We start from the raw sequence: 20,310 nt of genomic DNA, 5'->3' as shown, positions 1-20,310 counted from the left end.
AGCCCGCCGCCGCCCCATTGTGCCCAACCCGGGACGCTCCGCGACGGCTAGTCGCCGAACTCGCCCGTTCGCCGCTCCCCCGCGGTCACCACCGCAGGGCGTGCTTGAGCTGTTTGACCGCGATCGGCGCGAGGGTGGTGGTGAAGGTCGCCGACGGATGGTTGTCGTCCATGTAGACCAGCACGTTCCCGACGACCGCGCGGCAGCGTTTCTGGTCGCAGTAGTAGTCGGTGAAGTCCAGGAACGTCACGTTGCCCGGGATGTCGTCCACCTGCTCCCACGACGGCGTCGGGGCCACCGCCGAGGCGCGCGGCACCGAGCACGCCAGGTCGGTCGGGCTCTTCTGCGCGACGCAGCTGGCCATGTTGAACGCGTAGCGCGGGTTGTCGCGCACGGCCACGACCGGGATGCCCGCCTCGTCCAGAGCCGACCAGACGTCGACGAAGCCCTTCGGCGTCGACTCGTTCGGCCCCGGTTTGGCGTTGACCGTGCCGAGCATGACGACGGCGTCCGGGCGCGTGTCGAGCAGTTCGTCGGTGGCGGCCTTGTTCCAGTCGAGGCAGTTCTTGTCGCCCGGCATCAGCTCGGAGCCGGACGAATACGGGCACGCGCCCTTGAGCATGGTCGTGACCTGCCAGCCGTCGGAGACGACCGCGGGCCGGAACGCGGCGAGGTACTGCTGGATGTGCGAATCGCCGACGAGCACGATCCGCTTGGCGGGCGTGCCTTCCGGGCCCTCCGTGCAGATCTCCAGCTCCTTGTTGCGCGGCGACTTCGAGCACTGGTCCGGCGCGATGCGGGCCCAGTCGTCGGCGAGCTTCACCGTCGGCGGCACGATCGGCGGCGACGGCCCGCCGCGGTAGACGAAGCCCTGCGCGTGCGCGACCGCGCCCGGATGGTCCGGGTCGCCGATGGCGATCTCGTAGTTCGCCCGCGCGCTGCTCACGCCCTGCCAGACGCCGCTCGTGACGAGCACCGGGGCCAGCGCGAGCACGCCGAACCGGTAGGCGCCCCACCGTTTCGCGGTGCCGATCTTCGACAACCGGACCGGATTCTCGATCAGGTGGTAGGTCAGGATCGAGAGCAGGAACGACACGCCGACCACGAAGGCGCCGCCGAGCAGGCCGACCGCCGGCCGGTCGCGGACGATCAGGTAGAACACCAGCACCGGCCAGTGCCACAGATAAAGCGAGAAGCTGAGGTTGCCGACGTAGCCGAGGAATTTCGAGCTGAGCCAGCGGTCCGCGCCGAGCGCGCTGCCGGTCTGCCCGGCCACCAGCACGAGGGCCGCCGAGACGGTCGGCCACAGCGCGATCCAGCCCGGGAACACGCTGTCGACCTCGAGCAGGACGCCGCACAGCACCAGCCCGGCGACGCCGGCCCAGCCGAGGACGACGCGCAGCGCCCGCGGCAGCGTGACCTGGTCGAGGAACATCGCCAGCAGGCCGCCGAGCGCGAACTCCCACACCCGGGTCAGGCCGTGGAAGTAGGCCAGCGGCTGGTCGGCCGCGGTGAGGTACACCGAGTACGCGAGCGACGCGGCGAACAGGACGGCCAGCAGCAGGGTCACCGTGCGCCGCAGCGACCAGCCGAGCCGGCGCACGAGCAGGCCGAGGCCGGCGAACAGCAGCGGCCACAGCACGTAGAACTGGCCCTGGATGGACAGCGACCAGAAATGCTGCACCAGGCTCGCGCTGTTGTGCTGGGCGAAGTAGTCCACCGAATCGGCCGCGAGCTGCCAGTTCTCGTAGAACAGCGCGGACGCGACGACCTCGCGGATGGTCTGGAACCAGCGGTCCTGCGGGAGCAGCAGCTGCGAGACGACCACGACGGCCAGCAGCACGGTCATCGCGGCCGGGAAGAGCCGTTTGATCATCCGGCCCCAGGTCGCGCGCAGGTCGATCCGGCCGCGCAGCAGGGCCCGGCAGAGCTGGCCGGTGATCAGGAACCCGGAGACGAGGAAGAACACGTCGACGCCGCCGGAGATCCGGTCGAACCACACGTGGTAGACGACGACCAGCACCGAGGCCAGCGCCCGCACGCCCTGCAGCTCGGGCCGGAACCGGGCCTGCGCGCCCGGCCCGGCGGAAGGCCGGCCAGGCCGCTGCGGGGCGGCCACGGTGGTGCCGGACATCCAGGTTCCTCCCGAGGGCCGGTAGCCGGCCGCGGGCGCCGACTACTGGTCATGTGCGCTCACTAGCTATACGTGACGGGCCGCGCCGTCACGCATCCGGGGTCCCCCGACGGAGCCGCTCGGCGGCGCCGGTGCTCGCGGTAGTTATCTTGACCAGGTGCCCGACTCCCGCCCTCCGTCCGTCCGCCGCGCGCGGATCGCCGACGTCCGCAAGATCAAGGCCCTCGTCGATTCCGACGCCGGCCGCGTGCTGCTCGAAAAAGATCTGGTCACGCTCTACGAGGCGGTGCAGGAGTTCTGGGTCGCGACCGACGAGCGGGACGGCGCGGAGGACGTGCTGGGCGCCGCCGCGCTGCACGTGCTGTGGGAGGACATCGGCGAACTGCGCACCGTGGTGGTCGACAAAGCCGCGCGCGGCCGCGGGATCGGCCGCGCGCTGGTCGGCAGGCTCGTCGAGGAGGCCCGCGAGCTGGGGCTGAAACGGCTGTTCGTGCTGACGTTCGAGACGTCGTTCTTCGCCGGGCACGGGTTCGTCGAGATCGACGGAGCCCCTGTGTCGCAGGAGGTGTACGAGGAGATGCGGCGCTCGCTCGACCCGGGCGTGGCGGAGTTCCTCGACCTGCCCTACGTCAAGCCGAACACGCTCGGGAACTCGCGGATGCTGCTCGAGTTCTGAGCGCTCACGTCAGGTGCACGGTGATCCGGTCCCCGGTGGCCGAAACCTCGGCCAGCCGGACCGTCGTGCCCGCGTAGTTCGTCTCGTGCGGGCCGGGCCGGTCGGTGTGCAGCTGGACGGACGTGTGCTCGCCGCGGCCCGGTTCGGTCAGCACCAGCGACACCACCGCGTCGCCCGCGACGAAGCACTGCCGTCCCGGCTTGCAGCGCGAGTCCGAGACCAGGTCGCGGTAGCGCACTGTCAGGTCCCGTCCGGAGACCTGCACTTCCTGTCCGCGGGACAGGACCACGTCGTGGCCCGGCTCGGCGGCTTCCGGTCGCGGAGTCTGCGCGAGGGCGACCGGACCGCCCGCGCACCCGGCCAGCGCGGCGGCCGTCCCGATACCCACTGCGAGCTTCTTGAGGTCCATGCCTACCGGACGGGCGACACGCCCCGCCAGGTTGCACGCGCGGATCAGAAGTCTTCGTCCTCGCCGCCTGCGGGCGCCCCGCCCGCGTCGGAGCCGCCGCGGATCATGAACAGCACCGACTCCAGCTCCTCCGGTTTGATCAGCACGTCGCGGGCCTTCGAGCCCTCCGACGGGCCGACGACGCCGCGGCTTTCCAGCAGGTCCATCAGCCGCCCGGCCTTGGCGAACCCGACGCGGAGCTTGCGCTGCAGCATCGAGGTGGAGCCGAACTGCGACGTGACGATCAGCTCGGCGGCCTGCAGCAGGACGTCGAGGTCGTCGCCGATGTCCGGGTCGATCTCCTTCTTCTCGCCCGCCTTGGCGCTGGTGACGCCCTCGTTGTAGTCCGGCTGCGCCTGTTCCTTGGCGAAGTTGACGACCGCCGCGATCTCCTCGTCGCCGACGAACGCGCCCTGGATGCGGACCGGTTTCCCGGCGCCCATCGGCAGGTAGAGCGCGTCGCCCATGCCGATCAGCTTCTCCGCGCCCGGCTGGTCGAGGATGACCCGCGAGTCCGTCAGCGACGACGTGGCGAACGCGAGCCGCGACGGCACGTTCGTCTTGATCAGGCCGGTGACGACGTCGACCGACGGCCGCTGGGTGGCCAGCACCAAGTGGATGCCGGCGGCGCGGGCCTTCTGGGTGATCCGGACGATCGCGTCCTCGACGTCGCGCGGGGCGGTCATCATCAGGTCGGCCAGCTCGTCGACGATCGCCATGATGTACGGGTACGGCTGGTACTCGCGTTCGCTGCCCGGCGGCGCGGTGATGTCGCCGGAGCGGACCTTGGCGTTGAAGTCGTCGATGTGGCGGACCCGGTTGGCCTGCATGTCCTGGTAGCGCTGCTCCATCTCCTCCACCAGCCAGGCCAGCGCGGCGGCGGCCTTCTTCGGCTGGGTGATGATGGGCGTGATCAGGTGCGGGATGCCCTCGTACGGCGTCAGCTCGACCATCTTCGGGTCGATCAGGATCATCCGGCATTCGGCGGGCGTCGAGCGGGCGAGCAGCGACACCAGCATCGAGTTCACGAAGCTCGACTTGCCGGAACCCGTGGAACCGGCCACCAGCAGGTGCGGCATCTTCGTCAGGTTCGCGGTGACGAACTCGCCCTCGATGTCCTTGCCGAGCCCGATCAGCATCGGGTGGTTGTCCTTGACCGTGGACGGCGCGCGCAGCACGTCGCCGAGGCGCACCATCTCGCGGTCGGAGTTGGGCACCTCGATGCCGACCGCGGACTTGCCCGGGATCGGCGCGAGCAGGCGGACGTTGTCGGTGGCCACCGCGTAGGCGATGTTCTTGGTCAGCGCGGTGATCTTCTCGACCTTCACGCCCGGGCCGAGCTCGACCTCGTACCGGGTGACCGTCGGGCCGCGGGTGAAGCCGGTGACCTGCGCGTCGACGTTGAACTGCTCGAGGACGCCGGTGATCGCCTCGATCATCTGGTCGTTGGCCTTGCTGCGGGACTTCGGCGCGTCGCCGAGCTTCAGCAGGTCGGGCGGCGGGAGCGCGTAGTCGCCCTCGACGGTGCGGGTGACCGACAGCGCGGGTTCCGGGGCCTTCTTCGGCTTCTTCTCCGGCACTTCGGCAGGCGGCGCGACCGGCTTGGGCGGCCGGATCGGCGTGGCCGGCTCGGCGAGCGCGGCGTCGAGGTCGAGCTGCTCGCCGTCCTTGTCGGCGCTGGCCTGGCGACGGCGCGCCGGTTTCCGCAGCCGCACGGGCTTCGGATCGGGTTCTTCCTCGGCGGGCTCTTCGCCGCGCTGACCGGCCTCGTATTCGGCCAGCTCGTGCTCGTCGAGGCCCCAGGTGCGCAGGCGGTGCGGGATGTCGCGCACCGGGGTGCCGGTGAACACGAGCACGCCGAACAGCAGCGCGAGGATCAGCAACGGCACCGCGACCCAGGTGGTGACGCCCTTGGTCAGCAGCCCGCCGGAGAACGCGCCGAGGATGCCGCCCGCATACATGCGGCCGTCGTTGGTGTCCGGGAGCGCGGTGAAGATGTGCAGCATCCCGAGCACGGACAGCACGACCAGCAGCGTGCCGATCACCATCCGCGGCCGGGTCTCCGGCCGGGGCTCGGACCGCATCAACGCGACCGCGACCACCAGCAGGACCAGCGGCAGCGTCACCGCTCCCGCCCCGAGAACCGTCCGAGTGGCGACCTCGACCCCGGCCCCGATCGGCCCGGCCGCCCGCCACCACACCCCGACCGCGGCGACGATGGCGAGCGCGATCAGCCCGAGAGCCAGCCCGTCGCGCCGGTGTTCGGCTTCGAGCTCCCGCGTGCGCCCGACCGTGCGGGCGAGCGACCCGACGCCCTTGGCGACGAGGTTCCAGGTGCTGCGCACGCCGCGCCCGAACGCCCCGGAACTCTTGCGGCCGGCCGGACGCCGCGCGGGAGACGTCCGGGGCCGGGAACTGCTCCGGGCCCTGGTCGAGCCCTTGGCCCGGCTCGACGCCCCCCTCGCCGGGGTACGCGAACCGCGCGCCGGTGCTTTCCCGCCGCTTCCCGCCGTGCTCCGCTTTCTCGTCGCCGACCCAGCCATGCCTCCACGGTAACGGGCGAGGACCGATAGTCCCATGTGCCACTCGCAGCGCAGGCGAAACAATCGTCCCGGATCACAGTGGATCTTGCGGAGACACCGGCGGGTCCTTGGGGAGCGGAGGCCTCATGCCAGCCCTGCCGAGGTCGTGCCCGCGCTCGCCGACCGGACCGCTTTCGCAGGTGCCGCCTGAATTGAAGCGTTGCCGTTGAGGTGACTGGCGGAGCAGCCAGGGTCGGTCGTGGAGGACGCGGATTCGCCGGAGGTGACGGTGAGCGTCCCGGATGCTGCGCGGCCTCGGACGCGGTTGCTGGTGTTCGGTTCACGGACCGGGATGTTGCGGCAGACCCGGGACGCGGAGGAGGGCGGACCACGGTCTCGTGGTTGTACTAGGTGGCGCCGCTCCGTCGCCTCCGGGCCCGGAGGCTTCCGGTCCGACGTCCCCCGTGGCCGGCTCCCCCGCGCCCGCGAGCGTCGCGGCGACCCCGACCACCAGCGCGACCTCGGCGGACGGCTACCTGAAGAAGTCCAGATGCCCGCCGCCGACGGCGATCCTTCTGACATCTACGCCTTCGGCAACGACGTGCTCAACGAGACCCGGTTCTCGACGCGCGGCGACGACGGCATCACCAATCAGGCCGAGTACAACAGCCCGTGCACATGGAACGTCAAGAAGCTCCCGTTCCAGTTCGCGCCCAGCAGCAATTACACGGGCCAGCTCGCGGTCGACACCCTCAACCCGCACGGCACGCTTCTGCTCACCGCCGGCAACGGGTTCTTGAACGGCAGCCTCGGCTGGGAGTGGGACTACTGAGCACGCGCCCCGTCTGACACGGTGAGGCAGCCGAGCACCTCCACACACGCTCTGAACAGCTGCGAAGACCTCCGAAGCACCCCACTGCCCCACCGCGGGGAGAACCGCGTTGTCCCAGGTGGTCCCGGCCGTGAAATGCTCTGCTCATGTTCGCGCTCCAACAGGACGAGGCTCCGCGCCGTGCCCCCGCGATCTGGCGGACGATGCTCAACCTCGACCGAGGGCTGGTGAATCTCGTCGGGCGGCTCACGGTCACCGGGTCGGTGCCGCGGGAGCTTCGGGGGAAGCCGCTGCTCATGGCGGCCAATCACATCGGCGTGTTCGACGCCTTCGTGCTCATGGCGGCGTGCAAGCGGATCGGCATCAATCCCCGCTTCATGCTCGCCGGCGGGATTCTCGACGCTCCGGTGATCGGCCCGGCGCTCAAGGTCAGCGGGCACTTGCGCGTGGACCGGGCCAAGGCGGCGACCGCGATCGGGCAGTTCGCCGAGGCGGCCGAGGCGTTGCGGACCACGCGCGAGCCGATCGTCGTGTACCCGGAGGGGCGGATCAGCCACGACCCGGGGCTGTGGCCGGAGCGCGGCAAGACCGGTGCGGCGCGGCTCGCGCTCGCCGCGGGGGTGCCGGTGATTCCGATCAGCCAGTGGGGCGCGCACGAGGCGGTCTACTGGGGCACGGAGACCGTCAACGGGCCCGCGGATCTGCTGCCGCTGGCCAAATCCGGGTTGAGCGCGCCGTTGCGCCGGCCCCGGTTCAAGGTCCATTTCGGGACTCCGGTGGACCTGTCCGACGTCGAGCCGGAGCGGCCGGGCGCGGGCGTGCGCGCGCACGCGAAGATCATGCGGGCCATCACCGACGGCCTGATCCCGTTGCGCCGCCACGAACCCGTCCGCCCGCGGTTTCACGACCCGACCCGGCCGACCGACACCGTCAGCCCCTGGAAGCCGCAGCGCTGAGTCCGGATCGTGGGACACCCCGCCGAGCCCGGCTAGGGTCGCGTGGTGTGAGCACCCGCATCCTGGTCGTCTACTACAGCGCGACCGGCAACACCGCCGCCCTCGCCGACGCGCTCGCCGAGGGGGCGGGCGAAGCCGGAGCGGAGGTACGCGTCCGCACCGTGGCCGAGACCGCGCCGCCGGAAGCGGTGGCGAGCAACCGGCGATGGCAGGCCTGGGTCGATTCCGGGCCGCACCACGACCTCGCCGCGCTGGCCGATCTCGAGTGGGCGGACGGGCTCGCGCTCGGCAGCCCGACCCGGTTCGGCGGGCCCGCCGCGCAGCTCAAGTCCTTTGTGGACACCACGGGCGGCCTGTGGGCGCAAGGGAAACTCGCCGACAAGGTGGCGACGTCGTTCACGTCGGCGTCCACCGCGCACGGCGGCCTCGAAGCGACCGTGCTGGCGATCAACAACATCTTCTACCACTGGGGCGCGATCGTCGTCCCGCTCGGCTACGCGGAGCCGCACCTGCTGGAGTCCGGCAACCCGTACGGCGGCTCGTTCGTCTCGCGCAAATCCGCCGCCCCGGACGACACCGCGCTGCGGGCGCTGCGGATACAGGGGCAACGGCTGGCGACGATCGCGACCCACGTCGCGACCGGCCTGAAAACCGCCGGATAACTCAGTTTCGCCCGGTCGTCCCGCTCCGTAGTGTCGCGCGCGTGACCACCGAACTCCCCGTCCTCGAACCGCCCCGGGCGATCCACCGGGGCCGCGGCCTCTCGCTCGTCCTGCTCGCCGCGATCTTCTTCAGCACGTCCGGCGCGCTCGCGAAACCGGTCATGGGCGCGGGCATGACGCCGGAGCAGGTGGCGGTGCTGCGGATCGGGACAGCCGGAGTGCTGCTGCTCATCGGCACCGCGCTCTTCGCGCCGCGCACGCTGCGGATCCGGCGCGGGGAATGGCCGATGCTGCTCGCGTACGGCGCGCTCGGCGTGGCCGGGACGCAGCTGCTGTATTTCATTGCCGCGCAACGGATCCCGGTCGGCATCGCGATCCTGCTGGAGTTCCTGTCGCCGGTGCTGATCGCGTTGTGGGTGCGCGTGGTCCGGCGGAAGCGGCTGCCGCGCATGCTGTGGTTCGGGATGGCCGTCGCGATGGCCGGGCTGGCGCTGGTCGCGCAGGTCTGGCAGGGGCTGCGGCTCGACGCGATCGGGCTGCTGGCCGGGCTCGGCGCGGCGCTCTGCTCGGCCGGGTACTTCCTGCTCGGCGAACGCGCGGTCGCCGACCGCGAGCCGCTCGGGCTGGTCACCTGGGGCATGGTGATCGGCGGGGTGCTCGTGAGCGTCGCCGCGCCGCCGTGGACGCTGCCGCTGGGAATGGCGGGCCAGACCGTCCCGTTCGGACCGTGGACGCCCCCGTTGTGGGTGCTGCTGCTCGGCCTGGTGGTGCTGTCGACGGCGATCCCTTACCTCGCGGGGATTTCCGCGCTGCGCCACCTGCCCGCCTCGGTGGCGAGCGTCGTCGGGCTGCTCGAACCCGTCGCGGCGGCGGCGTTCGCGTGGGCGCTGCTCGGCGAAGCCCTCGCCTGGCCGCAGGCGGTCGGCACCGCCCTGCTGCTCGGCGGCGCGTACCTGGTCCAACGGCAGACCGCCGCCCTCGCCTGACTCCCTCTCCGGGTGGAACGGGAACCAACCTCGGGCGGGATGTGTCTTATCCGCGGACCCGCCACACTGGACGGGCCGCACGAGAACACCTGGGGGATCTCATGGACAACCGGCCGAACCGGGCGCAGCAGCGCAGAGCCCGCAACGCGCTCGCCCGCCAGGCAGCGATCGTCATGGTGGCGTTGCTGCTGGCGGGCGCGCGGCGCTGAATCAGGGCTGAATCAGACCGGGATGACCGTCGGCACGATCATCGGCCGGCGGCGGTAGGTGTCGGCGACCCACCGGCCGACGACCCGGCGCACCGCCTGCGCGATGCGGTGGGTGTCGGTGATGCCCTCGGCTTCCGTCCGCGCCAACTCCATCTCCACGAGCGGCACGACGGCGTGCAGGGCCTTCGGGTCGTCGGAGAAACCGCGGCCGGAGATCGTCGGGCTGCTGACCGCGCGGCCGGTGTTCGAGTCGATCACCACGGTGATCGCGATGAACCCGCCCTCGCCGAGCACGAGCCGGTCGGACAGGGTCGACTCGCCGACGTCGCCGACGGACAACCCGTCCACGTACACGTGCCCGACCTCGACGCGGCCGGTGCGCGAAGCCTTGCCGTCGACCAGGTCCACGACCACGCCGTCCTCGGCGATCACCACGTTGTCCGGCGCGACGCCGGTGCGGATGGCGAGTTCCCCGTTGGCGCGCAAGTGTTTCCACTCGCCGTGCACCGGCATCACGTTGCTCGGCCGGACCGCGTTGTACAGGTACAGCAGCTCGCCCGCGGACGCGTGGCCGGACACGTGCACCTTCGCGTTGCCCTGGTGCACGACGTTCGCGCCGAGCCGGGTCAGCCCGTTGACGACCCCGAACACCGCGGTCTCGTTGCCCGGGATCATCGAGCTGGCCAGCACGACGGTGTCGCCCGCGCGGATCGAGATCTGCCGGTGCTCGCCGCGCGCCATCCGCGACAGCGCGGACAGCGGCTCGCCCTGCGAACCCGTCGACACGAACAGCACCTTGCTCTCCGGCAGGGTGCTGGCCTGGTCCAGGTCCACGAGCAGGCCGTCCGGCACGTTCAGCAGGCCCAGCTCGGCGGCGATGCCCATGTTCCGGACCATCGACCGGCCCACGAACGCCACCCGGCGGCCGTGCCGCACGGCGGCGTCCAGCACCTGCTGCACGCGGTGCACGTGGCTGGCGAAGCACGCGACGATCACGCGCTGGTCGACGCGCCGGATGACGTCGTCGAGCACCGGGCCGATGTCGCGCTCGGGCATGACGAACCCGGGCACCTCGGCGTTGGTCGAGTCGACGCAGAACAGGTCCACGCCCTCGTCGCCCAGGCGCGAGAAGCCCGCGAGGTCGGTCAACCGCCCGTCGAGCGGCAGCTGGTCGAGCTTGATGTCGCCGGTGTGCAGCACGACGCCGGCCGGCGTGCGGATGGCGACCGCGAGCGCGTCCGGGATCGAGTGGTTCACCGCGAAGAACTCGAGGTCGAACGCGCCGACCTGGCGCCTCTCCCCCTCGCGCACCTCGATCAGCTTCGGCCGCTGGCGGTGCTCCTTGGCCTTGGCCGCGAGCAGCGCGTTGGTGAACCGCGAACCGTAGATCGGGACGTCCGGGCGCAGCCGGAGGAGGAACGGGACGGCTCCGATGTGGTCCTCGTGCCCGTGGGTGAGCACGAGGCCGTCGATGTCGTCGAGCCGGTCCTCGATCGCGCGGAAGTCCGGCAGGATCAGGTCGACGCCGGGCTGGTCGTCCTCGGGGAAGAGGACGCCGCAGTCGACGATCAGGAGCCTGCCGTCGTATTCGAAGACGGTCATGTTGCGCCCGACCTCGCCGATGCCGCCGAGCGCGACGACGCGCAAGGCTCCCTCGGGAAGTGCGGGCGGGAGGTGCGTCGGGCCGGGTCCGGCGGGAAGTGAAGTCACCGGGGCATTGTCCCAACGCTGGTGTGCGAGGTGGGGGCGGTGTAGGCCGCCTGCGAATCTGCTTGTGCCACCCGTGCACCATGCCAGTCCGAGGCCGCGCTGTCCTCCAGCGGCACGCCGCCCTGGGCGAGATCGGCCGCGATCTGCTCCAGCTGGTCGTCGAACGGGGCCACAATCGGCAGCCGCGGGTCGCCGATGTCGAACCCGCGCAGGCGCAGCGAGGCCTTGCTGAACGCGACTCCGCCGACGCGCGACATCGCCCGCAGCACCGGCAGCATGCCGCGGTGGTTCGTGCGCGCGGTGGACGTGTCGCCCGCCTCGTAGGCCTCGATCATCGCGCGGATCCGGCCCGCCACTACGTGCCCGATCACGCTGACCACGCCGACCGCGCCGACCGACAGCCACGGCAGGTTCAGGCCGTCGTCGCCGGAGTAGTAGGCGAGGTGGGTGTTCGCGATGACCTCGGACCCGGCGATCAGGTCGCCCTTGGCGTCCTTCACCGCGAGGATCCGCGGGTGCTCGGCCAGCCGCTGCAGCGTGTCCACCTCGATCGGCACGATCGAGCGCGGCGGGATGTCGTAGAGCATCACCGGCAGCTCGGTGGCGTCGGCGACCGCGGTGAAGTGCGCGTACAGCCCGGCCTGGCTCGGCCGCGAGTAGTAGGGCGTGACGACGAGCAGGCCGTGCGCGCCCGCTTCGGCGGCGGCGTGCGCCTGCTCGATGCTGTGCGCGGTGTTGTTGGTGCCCGCCCCCGCGACGACGGTCGCCCGGTCGCCGACCGCCTCGACGACCGCGCGGACCAGCGCGGCCTTCTCCTCGTCGGTGGTGGTCGGGCTCTCGCCGGTGGTGCCGTTGACGACGAGGCCGTCGTTGCCGAGGTCCACAAGGTACTCGGCCAGTTCCTGGGCCCGCTTCACGTCCAGCGCCCCGGCTCGGTCGAAGGGGGTCGCCATCGCGGTGAGCACGCGGCCGAACGGACGTCCGGGCGCGGCGGCAGGTGAGGTGGACATGGCCACGACGGTACCTCCTCAGGCCGCCGAACCCGGCCCCGACCTGGTGTGGCATACCGCAACTCCGGAGAATTTCCGCCGCCGCGCCGCTCCCGGCGGAACTTCTCGCGCGCTACTTGACCTTGGCGGTGATCTGCGCCGGGATCTGGTCGTTGTTCGCCCGCGACAGGACACAGTAGATCTTGCGGTTCGGGCCGCTGCTGCTGTCGCTGTCCGGCTGCACCTGCCACGCCTGCTGGGTCGGCACGATCGCCCGGTAGGCCAGTCCCGCGCGCTGCTGCGGCGGCACCACCGCGGAATGGAACGACGCCGCGCAGCGCGCCTCGGCCGCGCGGCTGAGGTCCTCCAGGCCGGGATACGGGGCGACGACCGCGTCGTCGTCGCTCCAGTTCTCCAGCGGCAGCGGGCTGGCGGAGTCGAAGACCTCGAGCGTGTGGTTCTTCTTGCAGTCGACGTTGTTGTCCGAGCTGATCACCACGCCCGGCTGGACGATCGCGTTGTAGCAGATCTCGTACGAGGAGAACTTGGTTTTGAGGTACCCGTCCGGGCCGTAGGTGACGGTCTCGGCCTGCTGCTCGTCCTTCTTCGGCGACCACACCGGCTTGCCGAGGAAGAACCCGCCGGCCAGCGCGGCGATCGCCAGCGCCGCGATCGCGCCCGCCCACAGGCCGCGGCGGCTCTTGCCTTCCGGCTTCGCGGCCATCCGCGTCGGCTGCCCGCCCACGCGGGTCTCCTGCTGCGGCATGACGGCGGTGGCCGGGCGTGGCGTCGGGCCGGTGGCGTGGGCGAGCTGCGCCCGCGCCTGCGCGGCGGTGAGCCGGGCTTCGGGATTCGCCACGAGCAGGCCGAGGATGACCGCGCCGAGCGGACCCTGCACGCGGGTCAGGTACGGCACTTCGGTCATGATCGCGTGCAGCGTGGCGGCCGTGGTGGGCCGTTCGAACGCGACGATGCCCTCGACCGCGAAGTACAGCGTCGCGCCGAGCGACCACAGGTCCGATTCCGGCATCGCCTCGCGGCCCTCGACCCGCTCCGGGGCCATGAACGCGGGCGAGCCGACGATCATCCCGCTCGTGGTGAGCCGCGGGTCGTCGATGGCGTGCGCGATGCCGAAGTCGGTGAGCTTCACCCGGCCGTCCGGCGCGACCATGATGTTGGCCGGTTTGACGTCGCGGTGCACGATCCCGGCGGCGTGCGCGGCCTGCAGCGCCGACAGCACGCGCTCCCCGATCACCGCGGCCTGCTGCTCGGGCATCGGGCCGTGCGCGCGGACGAGGTCGGCGAGCGTCGGCGCCTCGACCAGTTCCATCACGATCCAAGTGGTGCCCTGGTCGGTGACCACGTCGTACACCGTGACGACGGCCGGGTCGTTGAGCCGCCCGCCCGCGCGCACCTCGCGCAGGATCCGTTCGGAGAACACCGCGGCGCCTTCGGCTTCCGGCAACCGCAGCTCCTTGATCGCGACCTGCCGCCCGATCACCTGGTCCTGCGCGCGCCACACGATGCCCATGCCGCCGCGGCCCAGTTCGCCGAGCAGCAGGTAGCGGCCGGCCACCACGCGGCCGGCGGGGGCCGTGCGGTTCGGGTCGTGCGGGCGGGTCTGTTCGTCGGTCACGGGGTCGGGCTCCTCGGTCGGCTTCGCGCAGATGCTAGTCCGACCGTCCGGCAGCCTCGCCGGTTCCGTCCGGTTAGGACAGCGTCAGCCGGTGAAGGTGAGCGTGATCAGCACGACGTTGAGCAGGATGATCACCGCGGCGACGACGGCCCCGAGCACGGTGGTGGTCCGGCGGTTGACGTCCGCGCCCATCAGCCCGCGGTCGGCGGTGAGCCGGATCAGCGGCACGAGCGCGAAGGGAATGCCAAACGAGAGCACCACCTGCGAAACCACGAGCGCGGCACTCGGATCGGCGCCCAGCGCCAGCACGACGATCGCGGGAGTGAGCGTGATCAGCCGCCGCACTACGATCGGAATCCTCTTGCGCAGCAAGCCTTGCATGATCATCGCGCCCGCGTACGCCCCCACCGACGTCGACGCCAGCCCGGACGCGAGCAGCCCGATCGCGAACATCAGCGCGACACCGGGTCCGAGCGCGGCGGCGACCGCCCCGTGCGCGCCTTCGATGGTGTCGACGCCTTGCTGTCCTTGAAGATTCGTCGCGGCCACGAGCAGCATGCCGAGATTCACCGCGCCGGCGAGCAGCATCGCGAATCCGACGTCGTAGCGGGTCGCCCGCAGCAAGCGCCGGCGGCCGCCGGGTTCCGGTTTGCCGTGCCGGTCGCGGACCAGTCCGGAGTGGAGATACACCGCGTGCGGCATCACCGTCGCGCCGAGCATCGCGGCCGCGATCAGCACGCTGTCGCCGCCGCTGAAGCGCGGGATCAGGCCGTTCGCGATGTCCGCAGGCGACGGCGATTCGACGAACAGGCTCGCCAGGAACCCGACCGCGATCACCACCAGCAGACCGGTCACGACGCGTTCGAACGGGCGCTGGCCGCCGCGGTCCTGCACCGCGAGCAGCACCAGCGACACGAACCCGGTGATCAGCCCGCCGGCGACCAGCGGAAGTCCGAAAAGGAGGTTGAGCGCGATCGCGCCGCCGACGACCTCGGCCAGGTCGGTGGCGATCGCGACGATCTCGGCCTGTGCCCAGTAGCCGAGCCTTCCCGCCGTCGAGAGCCGGTCGCGCAGCGCCTCGGGCAGCGACTGGCCGGTGACGAGACCGAGTTTCGCCGACAGGTACTGCACCAGCACGGCCATCAGGTTCGCCACGACGATGACCCACACCAGCAGGTACCCGTAGCGCGCGCCGGCGCTGACGTTGGCCGCCACGTTCCCGGGGTCGACGTACGCGATCGCGGCGACGAACGCCGGCCCGAGCAGCGCCCAGCCCGCCCGCAGCCGGGCCACGCCGCGCGGACGTGCCGCTTCCGCCACCGCCATGTGCGCCCACTCTCCGTTGTCGGTCGCCCCAACTCAAAGTTTAGGCACGCCGAACTTTGCCGGGCAAGGGTGGGCTGCGCCACGCCCCTCGTCGGCTGCGGTCAGGCGGGCAGGAGCACTTCGTGGCCGGCTTCGCGGAACGCCGCCACGGCCCGGTCGAGGTCGTCGGAGCGCACCAGGATGTGGTCGGTGTCGAAGGTGGACAGCGAGAACAGCGCGACGCCCGCCGCCGCCAGCTCCGACGCGAGCGCGGAAATGATGCCGGTGAGGGTGAATTCCAGCGGCCCGCGCACGGTGAACAGCCGCCAGCCGTCCTCGACGGCGCCGCCTTCGGGTTCGCGGCCGGTCGGGCAGATCACCGACAGCTCGTCGGGCGTGCGGGTGACCGACACGAGCGCGGGCTCGCCGGGTTCCAGCAGCTCGGCGGGGACGGCGGCGTCGGCGGGCAGCCGCACGACCGAGTAGGGCCCGGGGCGGAGGTCGATCGTCAGGTGTTTCATCAGTGCGTTGTCAGCCTTCCAGCACTTTCGGGCTCGAGGCGATCTCGGTGCCGTCGGGCAGGGTCGAAATCGTGAAATCGGCGAACACGTTGGCCGCCGCCTTGTGCAGCTGCCGCAGGCATTCGATGGCCAGCGAACGGATCTCGACGTCCGCGTGCTCGGTGGCGCGCATCGCGATGAAATGCCGCCACGCGCGGTAGTTCCCGGTGACGACGATGCGGGTTTCGGTCGCGTTCGGCAACACGGCGCGGGCCGCCTGGCGCGCTTGCTTGCGGCGCAGGGTGGCGCTGGGCGTGTCGGCGAACTTCTCCTCCAGCCCGGCGAGCAGTTCGTCGTACGCGGCCGCGCTGGCCTGCGTGGCCTTGACGAACTTCTCGTGCAGCACCGGGTCCGCGGCGATGACGTCCGGCTCGACGAACTCGGCGTCGCGCTCGGGAACGTAGCGCCGCGAGAGCTGCGAGTAGGAGAAATGCCGGTGCCGGATCAGTTCGTGGGTGAGCGAGCGGGAGATCCCGGTGAAGTAGAAGGTGACCGACCCGTGTTCGAGCACGGCCAGGTGGCCGACGTCGATGACGTGCTCGAGGTAGCCGGCGTTGGTCGCGGTCGCCGGGTTCGGCTTCTCCCAGGACTGGTAGCAGGCGCGCCCGGCGAACTCGGCGAGCGCCTCGCCTCCGTCCGCGTCGGTGGACCAGGGCACGTCCTCGGGCGGGAAGAACTCGGTTTTCGCGATCAGCTGCACCTTGGGCGGCACCGGTCTCGCTCCCCTCATGTCGGCTCCGCCAGCCTAACCCGGCGGCACGGGTGACATCACCGCGCCTTGACGTGACGTCACTGGTGACGTCATAGTGGTGTCATGGACTTGACGCCGTATATCGCGAACCTTCGCGAGGACCTCGCGAACACGGCCTCCGCCGGGGACGAGCAGACCCGGCGGGCGGCCGCACTGCTGTCGTCTGCTCTGGAACCGGCGGTGCGGCTGACGCTGATGAACGCGCTGGCCGACCTGGCGGCCGAGGTGACCGCCGCCCTGCCCGGCCAGGTCGTGGACGTCCGGCTCGACGGCAGGGACGTCCGCGTGGTCGTCACCGGCGGCGAGGACCGTGCTGCTTCCGAGCCGCCCCCGCCGCCGCCCCCGCCACCGGTGGACGGCGGCGACATCTCGCGGATCACCCTGCGGCTGGTCGAGCAGATCAAGGGACAGGCCGAACAGGCGGCGGCCGCGCAGGGGGTTTCGCTGAACACGTTCGTGGCGCAGGCCGTGCAGGGGGCGCTCGGCCACGCGCAGCAGCACCAGCAACGGCACCAGCGCTGGCACGACGCCGGCAGCGGCGGGGGCCGCACGGAGACCAAGCTGCACGGCTGGGTCGAAGGCTAGAAGGGGGCGCCACCATGGGCGAGAACCGGGAAGACCAGGGGAAGAACACCGAGGGCCGGGTTGGGGAACCTGGCTTCGGAAACGCGGCGGGGCCCGACGCCGGGACGGATGCGGGGGCTGCGGGCGGGGCTTCTGCCGGGGCTTCTGCCGGAGCGGGCGCAGCGGGCAGCGGGACCTCCGCCGAGGCGGGCGCTGGTTCCGATGCGGGGTCTACGGTGAGCGGAACCGCCGCTGGGGCCGCATCCGGCGCGGACGCTGCAGCGGGCGGAAACCCCGCGGAGTCGGTGTCCGGCGCGGACGCTGCGGCGAGCGGAACCGCTGCTGGGGCCGCATCCGGCGCGGGGTCTGCGGCGAGCGGAAACCCCGCGGAGTCCGCGTCCGGCGCGGATGCTCCGGCGAGCGGAACCGCTGCGGGAGCCGGGCACGGCGGAGGCCCCTCGGGGACCTCGGCCGGGGCCGCCGAAGCAGGCGAGCCGGGCACCGAAGCTGCCGGATCCGCGGCGGGCGAGGCTGGGTCGGCCAGTGCTGAGTCCACTTCGGACAGTTCGGCGGCTCGCTCCGGCGCTTCGGCGGGCGGGTCGGAGGCCGGGGAGCCGGGTCCCTACGTGCGGCTGCAGGACTTCGAGGCGGACGGTCCCGTCGAACTGGATCTGGGCGTCACGATCGGGCGGGTCGAGGTCGTGCTCGGGCGGGAGTCCGGGGTGACCGTGCGGCTGCAGCACGACGCGGGCGAGCAGCCGTCGTGGGTGAACGGGGTCAGCAGCCTGCTGTCGTGGGTCGGGGAGAAGTTCGGGGACCAGTTCGGCGGCCTGCCGGAGTTTTCGGTCGCCGACGCGGTGCGGCAGGCGCGGATCGAGAAGACCGGCAACCGGGTCGTCGTGCGGGCGGCCAAGGCGTGGCAGCTGCGGAACGTCCCGGTGGCGGTGACGGTCCACGCGCCGGCCGGGTCGCACCTCGAGGTGCGCGCGGGTTCGGCGGACGTCACGGTGACCGGCGCCGCGGGCCGCGCGGACATCCTCACCGGCTCCGGCGAGGTGTCGCTGGAACGCGCGGACGGCGCCGCCACCATCCGGACCGGCACCGGAGCCGTGAAACTCGGCCCGACCCTGGCCGGACTGCAGTTGCGAAGCGGAAGCGGTTCGGTCGAGGCGGCGTCGATCGCCGGACCGGCGACGCTCGGCACCGGAACCGGAAACGTCTGGCTGGGCGCGGTCGAGGGCGACGTGATGGCCCGCACCGGCAGCGGCGACCTGTCGGTGGCCGACGCGGCGTCCGGCTCGCTCGAACTGATCACCGGCTCGGGAGAGGTGCGAGTCGGCATCCGGAGCGGAGTCCGGGCGGAAGTGGAACTGGCCTCGGCGGCCGGGCGGGTGTCGAGCGAACTGGACGTCTCGGACACGCCGCCGGAGGGGGCGGTCGCACTGAAAGTCCGCGCCCGCACCGGAACCGGCAACGCGGTGGTGACCCGCGCGGCGGGCTGAGGCCGGGAACATCCCGTCTGCTGCGGGCGCGCCGAGCAGACGGATGCAAGGGGGAGGCGGCGGGCCGCACCGGAGGAATCCGGGCGGCCCGCCGCTTCGTGCGGTATGGGCTTTCCGTCGCGCCACGGCATGCGGCAACACCCGCCTCCGCCAGGGCCCCTGCGGCAACACCTGCCTCCGCCAGGGCTTCCCTGCACACGGCGCCTCGGCGGCGAGACCGTCCTTGCCGCCACAGGGACTTCCCGGCGCACCACGCCCAGCCACCGCGAGAAATCCCCTCCGCCCCAAGACTTCGCCGCGCGCCAACGCGGCCACCACAGGATCTTTCCCGCGCCAACCCGGCCACCGCAGCAATTTCCCGCGCCAACCTCACCCACCGCAAGGACTCCCCTGCGCATCACATCCCAACCACGGCGAGAACTTCCCTGCCGCTCCGAGCATCAGCCCAGCCACCACGAAAACCCTCAGCCGCCGCCAGGACTTCCACGCGCCAACTCCACAGCCTTCGCCGCAGGGAGTTCCACACGGGCACCGTGAATCCGCCGCCAGTGCCCACCAAGCCCCAGCCGAGCCACCGACACCCCGGTCAGCGGGGGGCGGTTCCGGCTGGATCCGGCACCAGGATCACTTCACCGCCCTCCGCAAGGCCCGCGCCAGATCACCCCTCTCCCCCACCACCACGCCATCCAGGCCCTGCCACTCCGCCATCGTCCGCAACTCCCCGGCCAGCTCCGCCGCCACCCGGGACTGGTCGGCCCCGGGTTCGGCGAACGCGCCCTGCACTCGCAGCACCCCGGCCGCCCGGTCGGATTTCAGGTCCACTCTCGCCGACAGCGCTCCGTCCAGCAGGAACGGGAACACGTAATACCCGTGCACCCGCTTGGGTTCCGGCACGTAGATCTCGATCCGGTACCGGAATCCGAACAGCCGCTCGGTCCGCGCGCGTTCCCAGATCAGCGGGTCGAACGGGCACAGCAAAGCCCGTCCGGAAACCGACCGCGGCGTGCGTGCGTTGGCGTGCCGGTACGCGACCGCGCGCCAGTCGGCCACCTGGACCGGCTCCAGCACGCCTTCCTCGACCAGCTCGCGAACGGCTTGCCGGGAGACGTCCGGGCCCAGGCGGTAGTAGTCGCGCAGGTCGGTTTCCGTCGCCACGCCCAGTGCCCGCGCCGAGCGGTCGATCAGGCCGCGGGCGCCTTCCTCCGCGGAAACCTTGCGGGACAGGATCTCCGGCGGCACCACGCGCTCGGTCAAGTCGTACAGCCGCTCGAACGACCGCCGGGTGCCGGTGCTCAGCTGGCCGACGCCGAACAGGTACTCGCAGGCCTTCTTCACCACCGACCGCTCCCACCACGCGCCCGGCCCGCGCCCGGCCCCCTCGGTCTCCAGTTCCTTTTCGATCGCCCCGGCTCCGATCGGACCGTGCTCCTTGACGACGGCCAGCACGTCGTCGAGCAGGCCCGGCATCGTGTCGACCGCCCGGGTGTAGTTCCGCCACCAGCCGTCCCGTTTGGCTCCCGACCGCAGCAGCGGCCAGTCTTCGATCGGCAGCAGGCTCGCCTCGTGCGCCCACGACTCGACCAGCAGCCGCGGCCTTCGCGGGCGGTGGCTCCACGCGGCGTCGTCGACCAGCGCCGGGTCGTAGGGGCCCAGGCGCGAGAACAGCGGCATGTAGTGCGCGCGCACGGCGACGTTGACCGAGTCCAGCTGCAGCAACTGGACCCGCGACAGCACCTTGGCGAGGTGCCGCCGGGTCGGGGCGGAGGCGGGCCGGGGATCGGCGAACCCCTGCGCGGCCAGAGCGGTGCGGCGGGCGGCGGAAAGGCTGATCGTCTGCATGATGCCGCCATGGTGCCAGCCACCCCCGA

Annotated in this window: 17 protein-coding genes; 7 read left to right on the top strand and 10 right to left on the bottom strand. The window is 71.7% G+C overall.

The features are described 5' to 3' along the window. Window positions 1–85 precede the first annotated feature (85 nt). Window positions 86–2,134 carry an acyltransferase family protein gene (locus tag F9C12_RS39405; protein WP_409463833.1) on the bottom strand — a complete coding sequence of 683 codons (2,049 nt, stop codon included), beginning with the start codon at window positions 2,132–2,134 and terminating at the stop codon, window positions 86–88. 157 nt (window positions 2,135–2,291) lie between these two features. Here F9C12_RS39405 and F9C12_RS39400 point away from each other — a divergent pair, with 157 nt between their 5' ends. Beyond that, complete coding sequence (locus F9C12_RS39400) at window positions 2,292–2,810, top strand: amino-acid N-acetyltransferase (protein WP_037355697.1); 519 nt, start codon at window positions 2,292–2,294, stop codon at window positions 2,808–2,810. 4 nt (window positions 2,811–2,814) lie between these two features. On the opposite strand, the gene F9C12_RS39395 is transcribed toward F9C12_RS39400, so the two are convergent. Further along, window positions 2,815–3,198 carry a hypothetical protein gene (locus F9C12_RS39395; RefSeq protein ID WP_409463832.1) on the bottom strand — a complete coding sequence of 128 codons (384 nt, stop codon included), beginning with the start codon at window positions 3,196–3,198 and terminating at the stop codon, window positions 2,815–2,817. A 65-nt stretch (window positions 3,199–3,263) separates the two neighbouring features. Next, on the bottom strand, window positions 3,264–5,801 hold the full coding sequence (locus F9C12_RS39390; protein ID WP_409463831.1) for a DNA translocase FtsK 4TM domain-containing protein: 2,538 nt from the start codon (window positions 5,799–5,801) through the stop codon (window positions 3,264–3,266). Window positions 5,802–6,330: 529 nt separating this feature from the next. Here F9C12_RS39390 and F9C12_RS39385 point away from each other — a divergent pair. The 4 genes from F9C12_RS39385 to F9C12_RS39370 all read left to right on the top strand — a co-directional run bounded on the left by F9C12_RS39385 (window position 6,331) and on the right by F9C12_RS39370 (window position 9,216). Next, window positions 6,331–6,612, top strand: a complete 282-nt coding sequence (locus tag F9C12_RS39385) for a hypothetical protein (RefSeq protein WP_409463830.1) — start codon at window positions 6,331–6,333, stop codon at window positions 6,610–6,612. 146 nt (window positions 6,613–6,758) lie between these two features. Continuing rightward, complete coding sequence (locus F9C12_RS39380) at window positions 6,759–7,568, top strand: lysophospholipid acyltransferase family protein (RefSeq protein WP_409463829.1); 810 nt, start codon at window positions 6,759–6,761, stop codon at window positions 7,566–7,568. A 47-nt stretch (window positions 7,569–7,615) separates the two neighbouring features. Continuing rightward, entirely contained in the window at window positions 7,616–8,230 is a 615-nt protein-coding gene (wrbA, locus tag F9C12_RS39375; RefSeq protein ID WP_409179384.1) for an NAD(P)H:quinone oxidoreductase, read from the top strand. Window positions 8,231–8,271: 41 nt separating this feature from the next. Further along, entirely contained in the window at window positions 8,272–9,216 is a 945-nt protein-coding gene (locus F9C12_RS39370; RefSeq protein ID WP_409463828.1) for an EamA family transporter, read from the top strand. 221 nt (window positions 9,217–9,437) lie between these two features. Here F9C12_RS39370 and F9C12_RS39365 read toward each other — a convergent pair whose 3' ends face one another. The 6 genes from F9C12_RS39365 to thyX all read right to left on the bottom strand — a co-directional run bounded on the left by F9C12_RS39365 (window position 9,438) and on the right by thyX (window position 16,355). Next, window positions 9,438–11,027 carry a ribonuclease J gene (locus F9C12_RS39365; protein ID WP_409467141.1) on the bottom strand — a complete coding sequence of 530 codons (1,590 nt, stop codon included), beginning with the start codon at window positions 11,025–11,027 and terminating at the stop codon, window positions 9,438–9,440. Window positions 11,028–11,131: 104 nt separating this feature from the next. Then, complete coding sequence (gene dapA / locus F9C12_RS39360; RefSeq protein ID WP_409179381.1) at window positions 11,132–12,145, bottom strand: 4-hydroxy-tetrahydrodipicolinate synthase; 1,014 nt, start codon at window positions 12,143–12,145, stop codon at window positions 11,132–11,134. A gap of 112 nt (window positions 12,146–12,257) precedes the next feature. Next, a complete protein-coding gene (locus tag F9C12_RS39355) occupies window positions 12,258–13,760 on the bottom strand; it encodes a serine/threonine-protein kinase (RefSeq protein ID WP_409463827.1) in 1,503 nt (500 codons plus the stop codon). An 84-nt stretch (window positions 13,761–13,844) separates the two neighbouring features. Beyond that, window positions 13,845–15,086 carry an Nramp family divalent metal transporter gene (locus F9C12_RS39350; RefSeq protein ID WP_409463826.1) on the bottom strand — a complete coding sequence of 414 codons (1,242 nt, stop codon included), beginning with the start codon at window positions 15,084–15,086 and terminating at the stop codon, window positions 13,845–13,847. A gap of 101 nt (window positions 15,087–15,187) precedes the next feature. Next, window positions 15,188–15,586 (bottom strand): ACT domain-containing protein, encoded by a 399-nt coding sequence (locus tag F9C12_RS39345; RefSeq protein ID WP_409179378.1) that lies wholly within the window; start codon window positions 15,584–15,586, stop codon window positions 15,188–15,190. A 10-nt stretch (window positions 15,587–15,596) separates the two neighbouring features. Further along, on the bottom strand, window positions 15,597–16,355 hold the full coding sequence (gene thyX / locus F9C12_RS39340; protein ID WP_409179377.1) for an FAD-dependent thymidylate synthase: 759 nt from the start codon (window positions 16,353–16,355) through the stop codon (window positions 15,597–15,599). An 84-nt stretch (window positions 16,356–16,439) separates the two neighbouring features. Here thyX and F9C12_RS39335 point away from each other — a divergent pair, with 84 nt between their 5' ends. Next, a complete protein-coding gene (locus tag F9C12_RS39335; RefSeq protein WP_409179376.1) occupies window positions 16,440–16,961 on the top strand; it encodes a toxin-antitoxin system HicB family antitoxin in 522 nt (173 codons plus the stop codon). A 605-nt stretch (window positions 16,962–17,566) separates the two neighbouring features. Next, window positions 17,567–18,442 (top strand): DUF4097 family beta strand repeat-containing protein, encoded by an 876-nt coding sequence (locus tag F9C12_RS39330; RefSeq protein WP_409179375.1) that lies wholly within the window; start codon window positions 17,567–17,569, stop codon window positions 18,440–18,442. Between the two features lie 624 nt (window positions 18,443–19,066). Here F9C12_RS39330 and F9C12_RS39325 read toward each other — a convergent pair. Next, complete coding sequence (locus F9C12_RS39325; RefSeq protein ID WP_409463825.1) at window positions 19,067–20,281, bottom strand: winged helix-turn-helix domain-containing protein; 1,215 nt, start codon at window positions 20,279–20,281, stop codon at window positions 19,067–19,069. Between the last annotated feature and the right edge of the window lie 29 nt (window positions 20,282–20,310).

The sequence above is a fragment of the Amycolatopsis sp. GA6-003 genome (assembly GCF_046267895.1).
In the GTDB taxonomy this organism is placed as follows: domain Bacteria; phylum Actinomycetota; class Actinomycetes; order Mycobacteriales; family Pseudonocardiaceae; genus Amycolatopsis.
Note: the sequence above shows the minus strand (reverse complement) of the source record. Positions and strands in the feature narration are given on the sequence as shown.

What these genes read in the sequence shown, in the direction of transcription:
- F9C12_RS39405 (WP_409463833.1), bottom strand. Translation starts at nt 2,134, where the DNA reads ATGTCCGGCACCACCGTGGCCGCCCCGCAGCGGCCTGGCCGGCCTTCC.
- F9C12_RS39390 (WP_409463831.1), bottom strand. Translation starts at nt 5,801, where the DNA reads ATGGCTGGGTCGGCGACGAGAAAGCGGAGCACGGCGGGAAGCGGCGGG.
- F9C12_RS39385 (WP_409463830.1), top strand. Translation starts at nt 6,331, where the DNA reads ATGCCCGCCGCCGACGGCGATCCTTCTGACATCTACGCCTTCGGCAAC.
- F9C12_RS39380 (WP_409463829.1), top strand. Translation starts at nt 6,759, where the DNA reads ATGTTCGCGCTCCAACAGGACGAGGCTCCGCGCCGTGCCCCCGCGATC.
- F9C12_RS39365 (WP_409467141.1), bottom strand. Translation starts at nt 11,027, where the DNA reads ATGACCGTCTTCGAATACGACGGCAGGCTCCTGATCGTCGACTGCGGC.
- dapA (WP_409179381.1), bottom strand. Translation starts at nt 12,145, where the DNA reads ATGTCCACCTCACCTGCCGCCGCGCCCGGACGTCCGTTCGGCCGCGTG.
- F9C12_RS39350 (WP_409463826.1), bottom strand. Translation starts at nt 15,086, where the DNA reads ATGGCGGTGGCGGAAGCGGCACGTCCGCGCGGCGTGGCCCGGCTGCGG.
- F9C12_RS39345 (WP_409179378.1), bottom strand. Translation starts at nt 15,586, where the DNA reads ATGAAACACCTGACGATCGACCTCCGCCCCGGGCCCTACTCGGTCGTG.
- thyX (WP_409179377.1), bottom strand. Translation starts at nt 16,355, where the DNA reads ATGAGGGGAGCGAGACCGGTGCCGCCCAAGGTGCAGCTGATCGCGAAA.
- F9C12_RS39335 (WP_409179376.1), top strand. Translation starts at nt 16,440, where the DNA reads ATGGACTTGACGCCGTATATCGCGAACCTTCGCGAGGACCTCGCGAAC.
- F9C12_RS39325 (WP_409463825.1), bottom strand. Translation starts at nt 20,281, where the DNA reads ATGCAGACGATCAGCCTTTCCGCCGCCCGCCGCACCGCTCTGGCCGCG.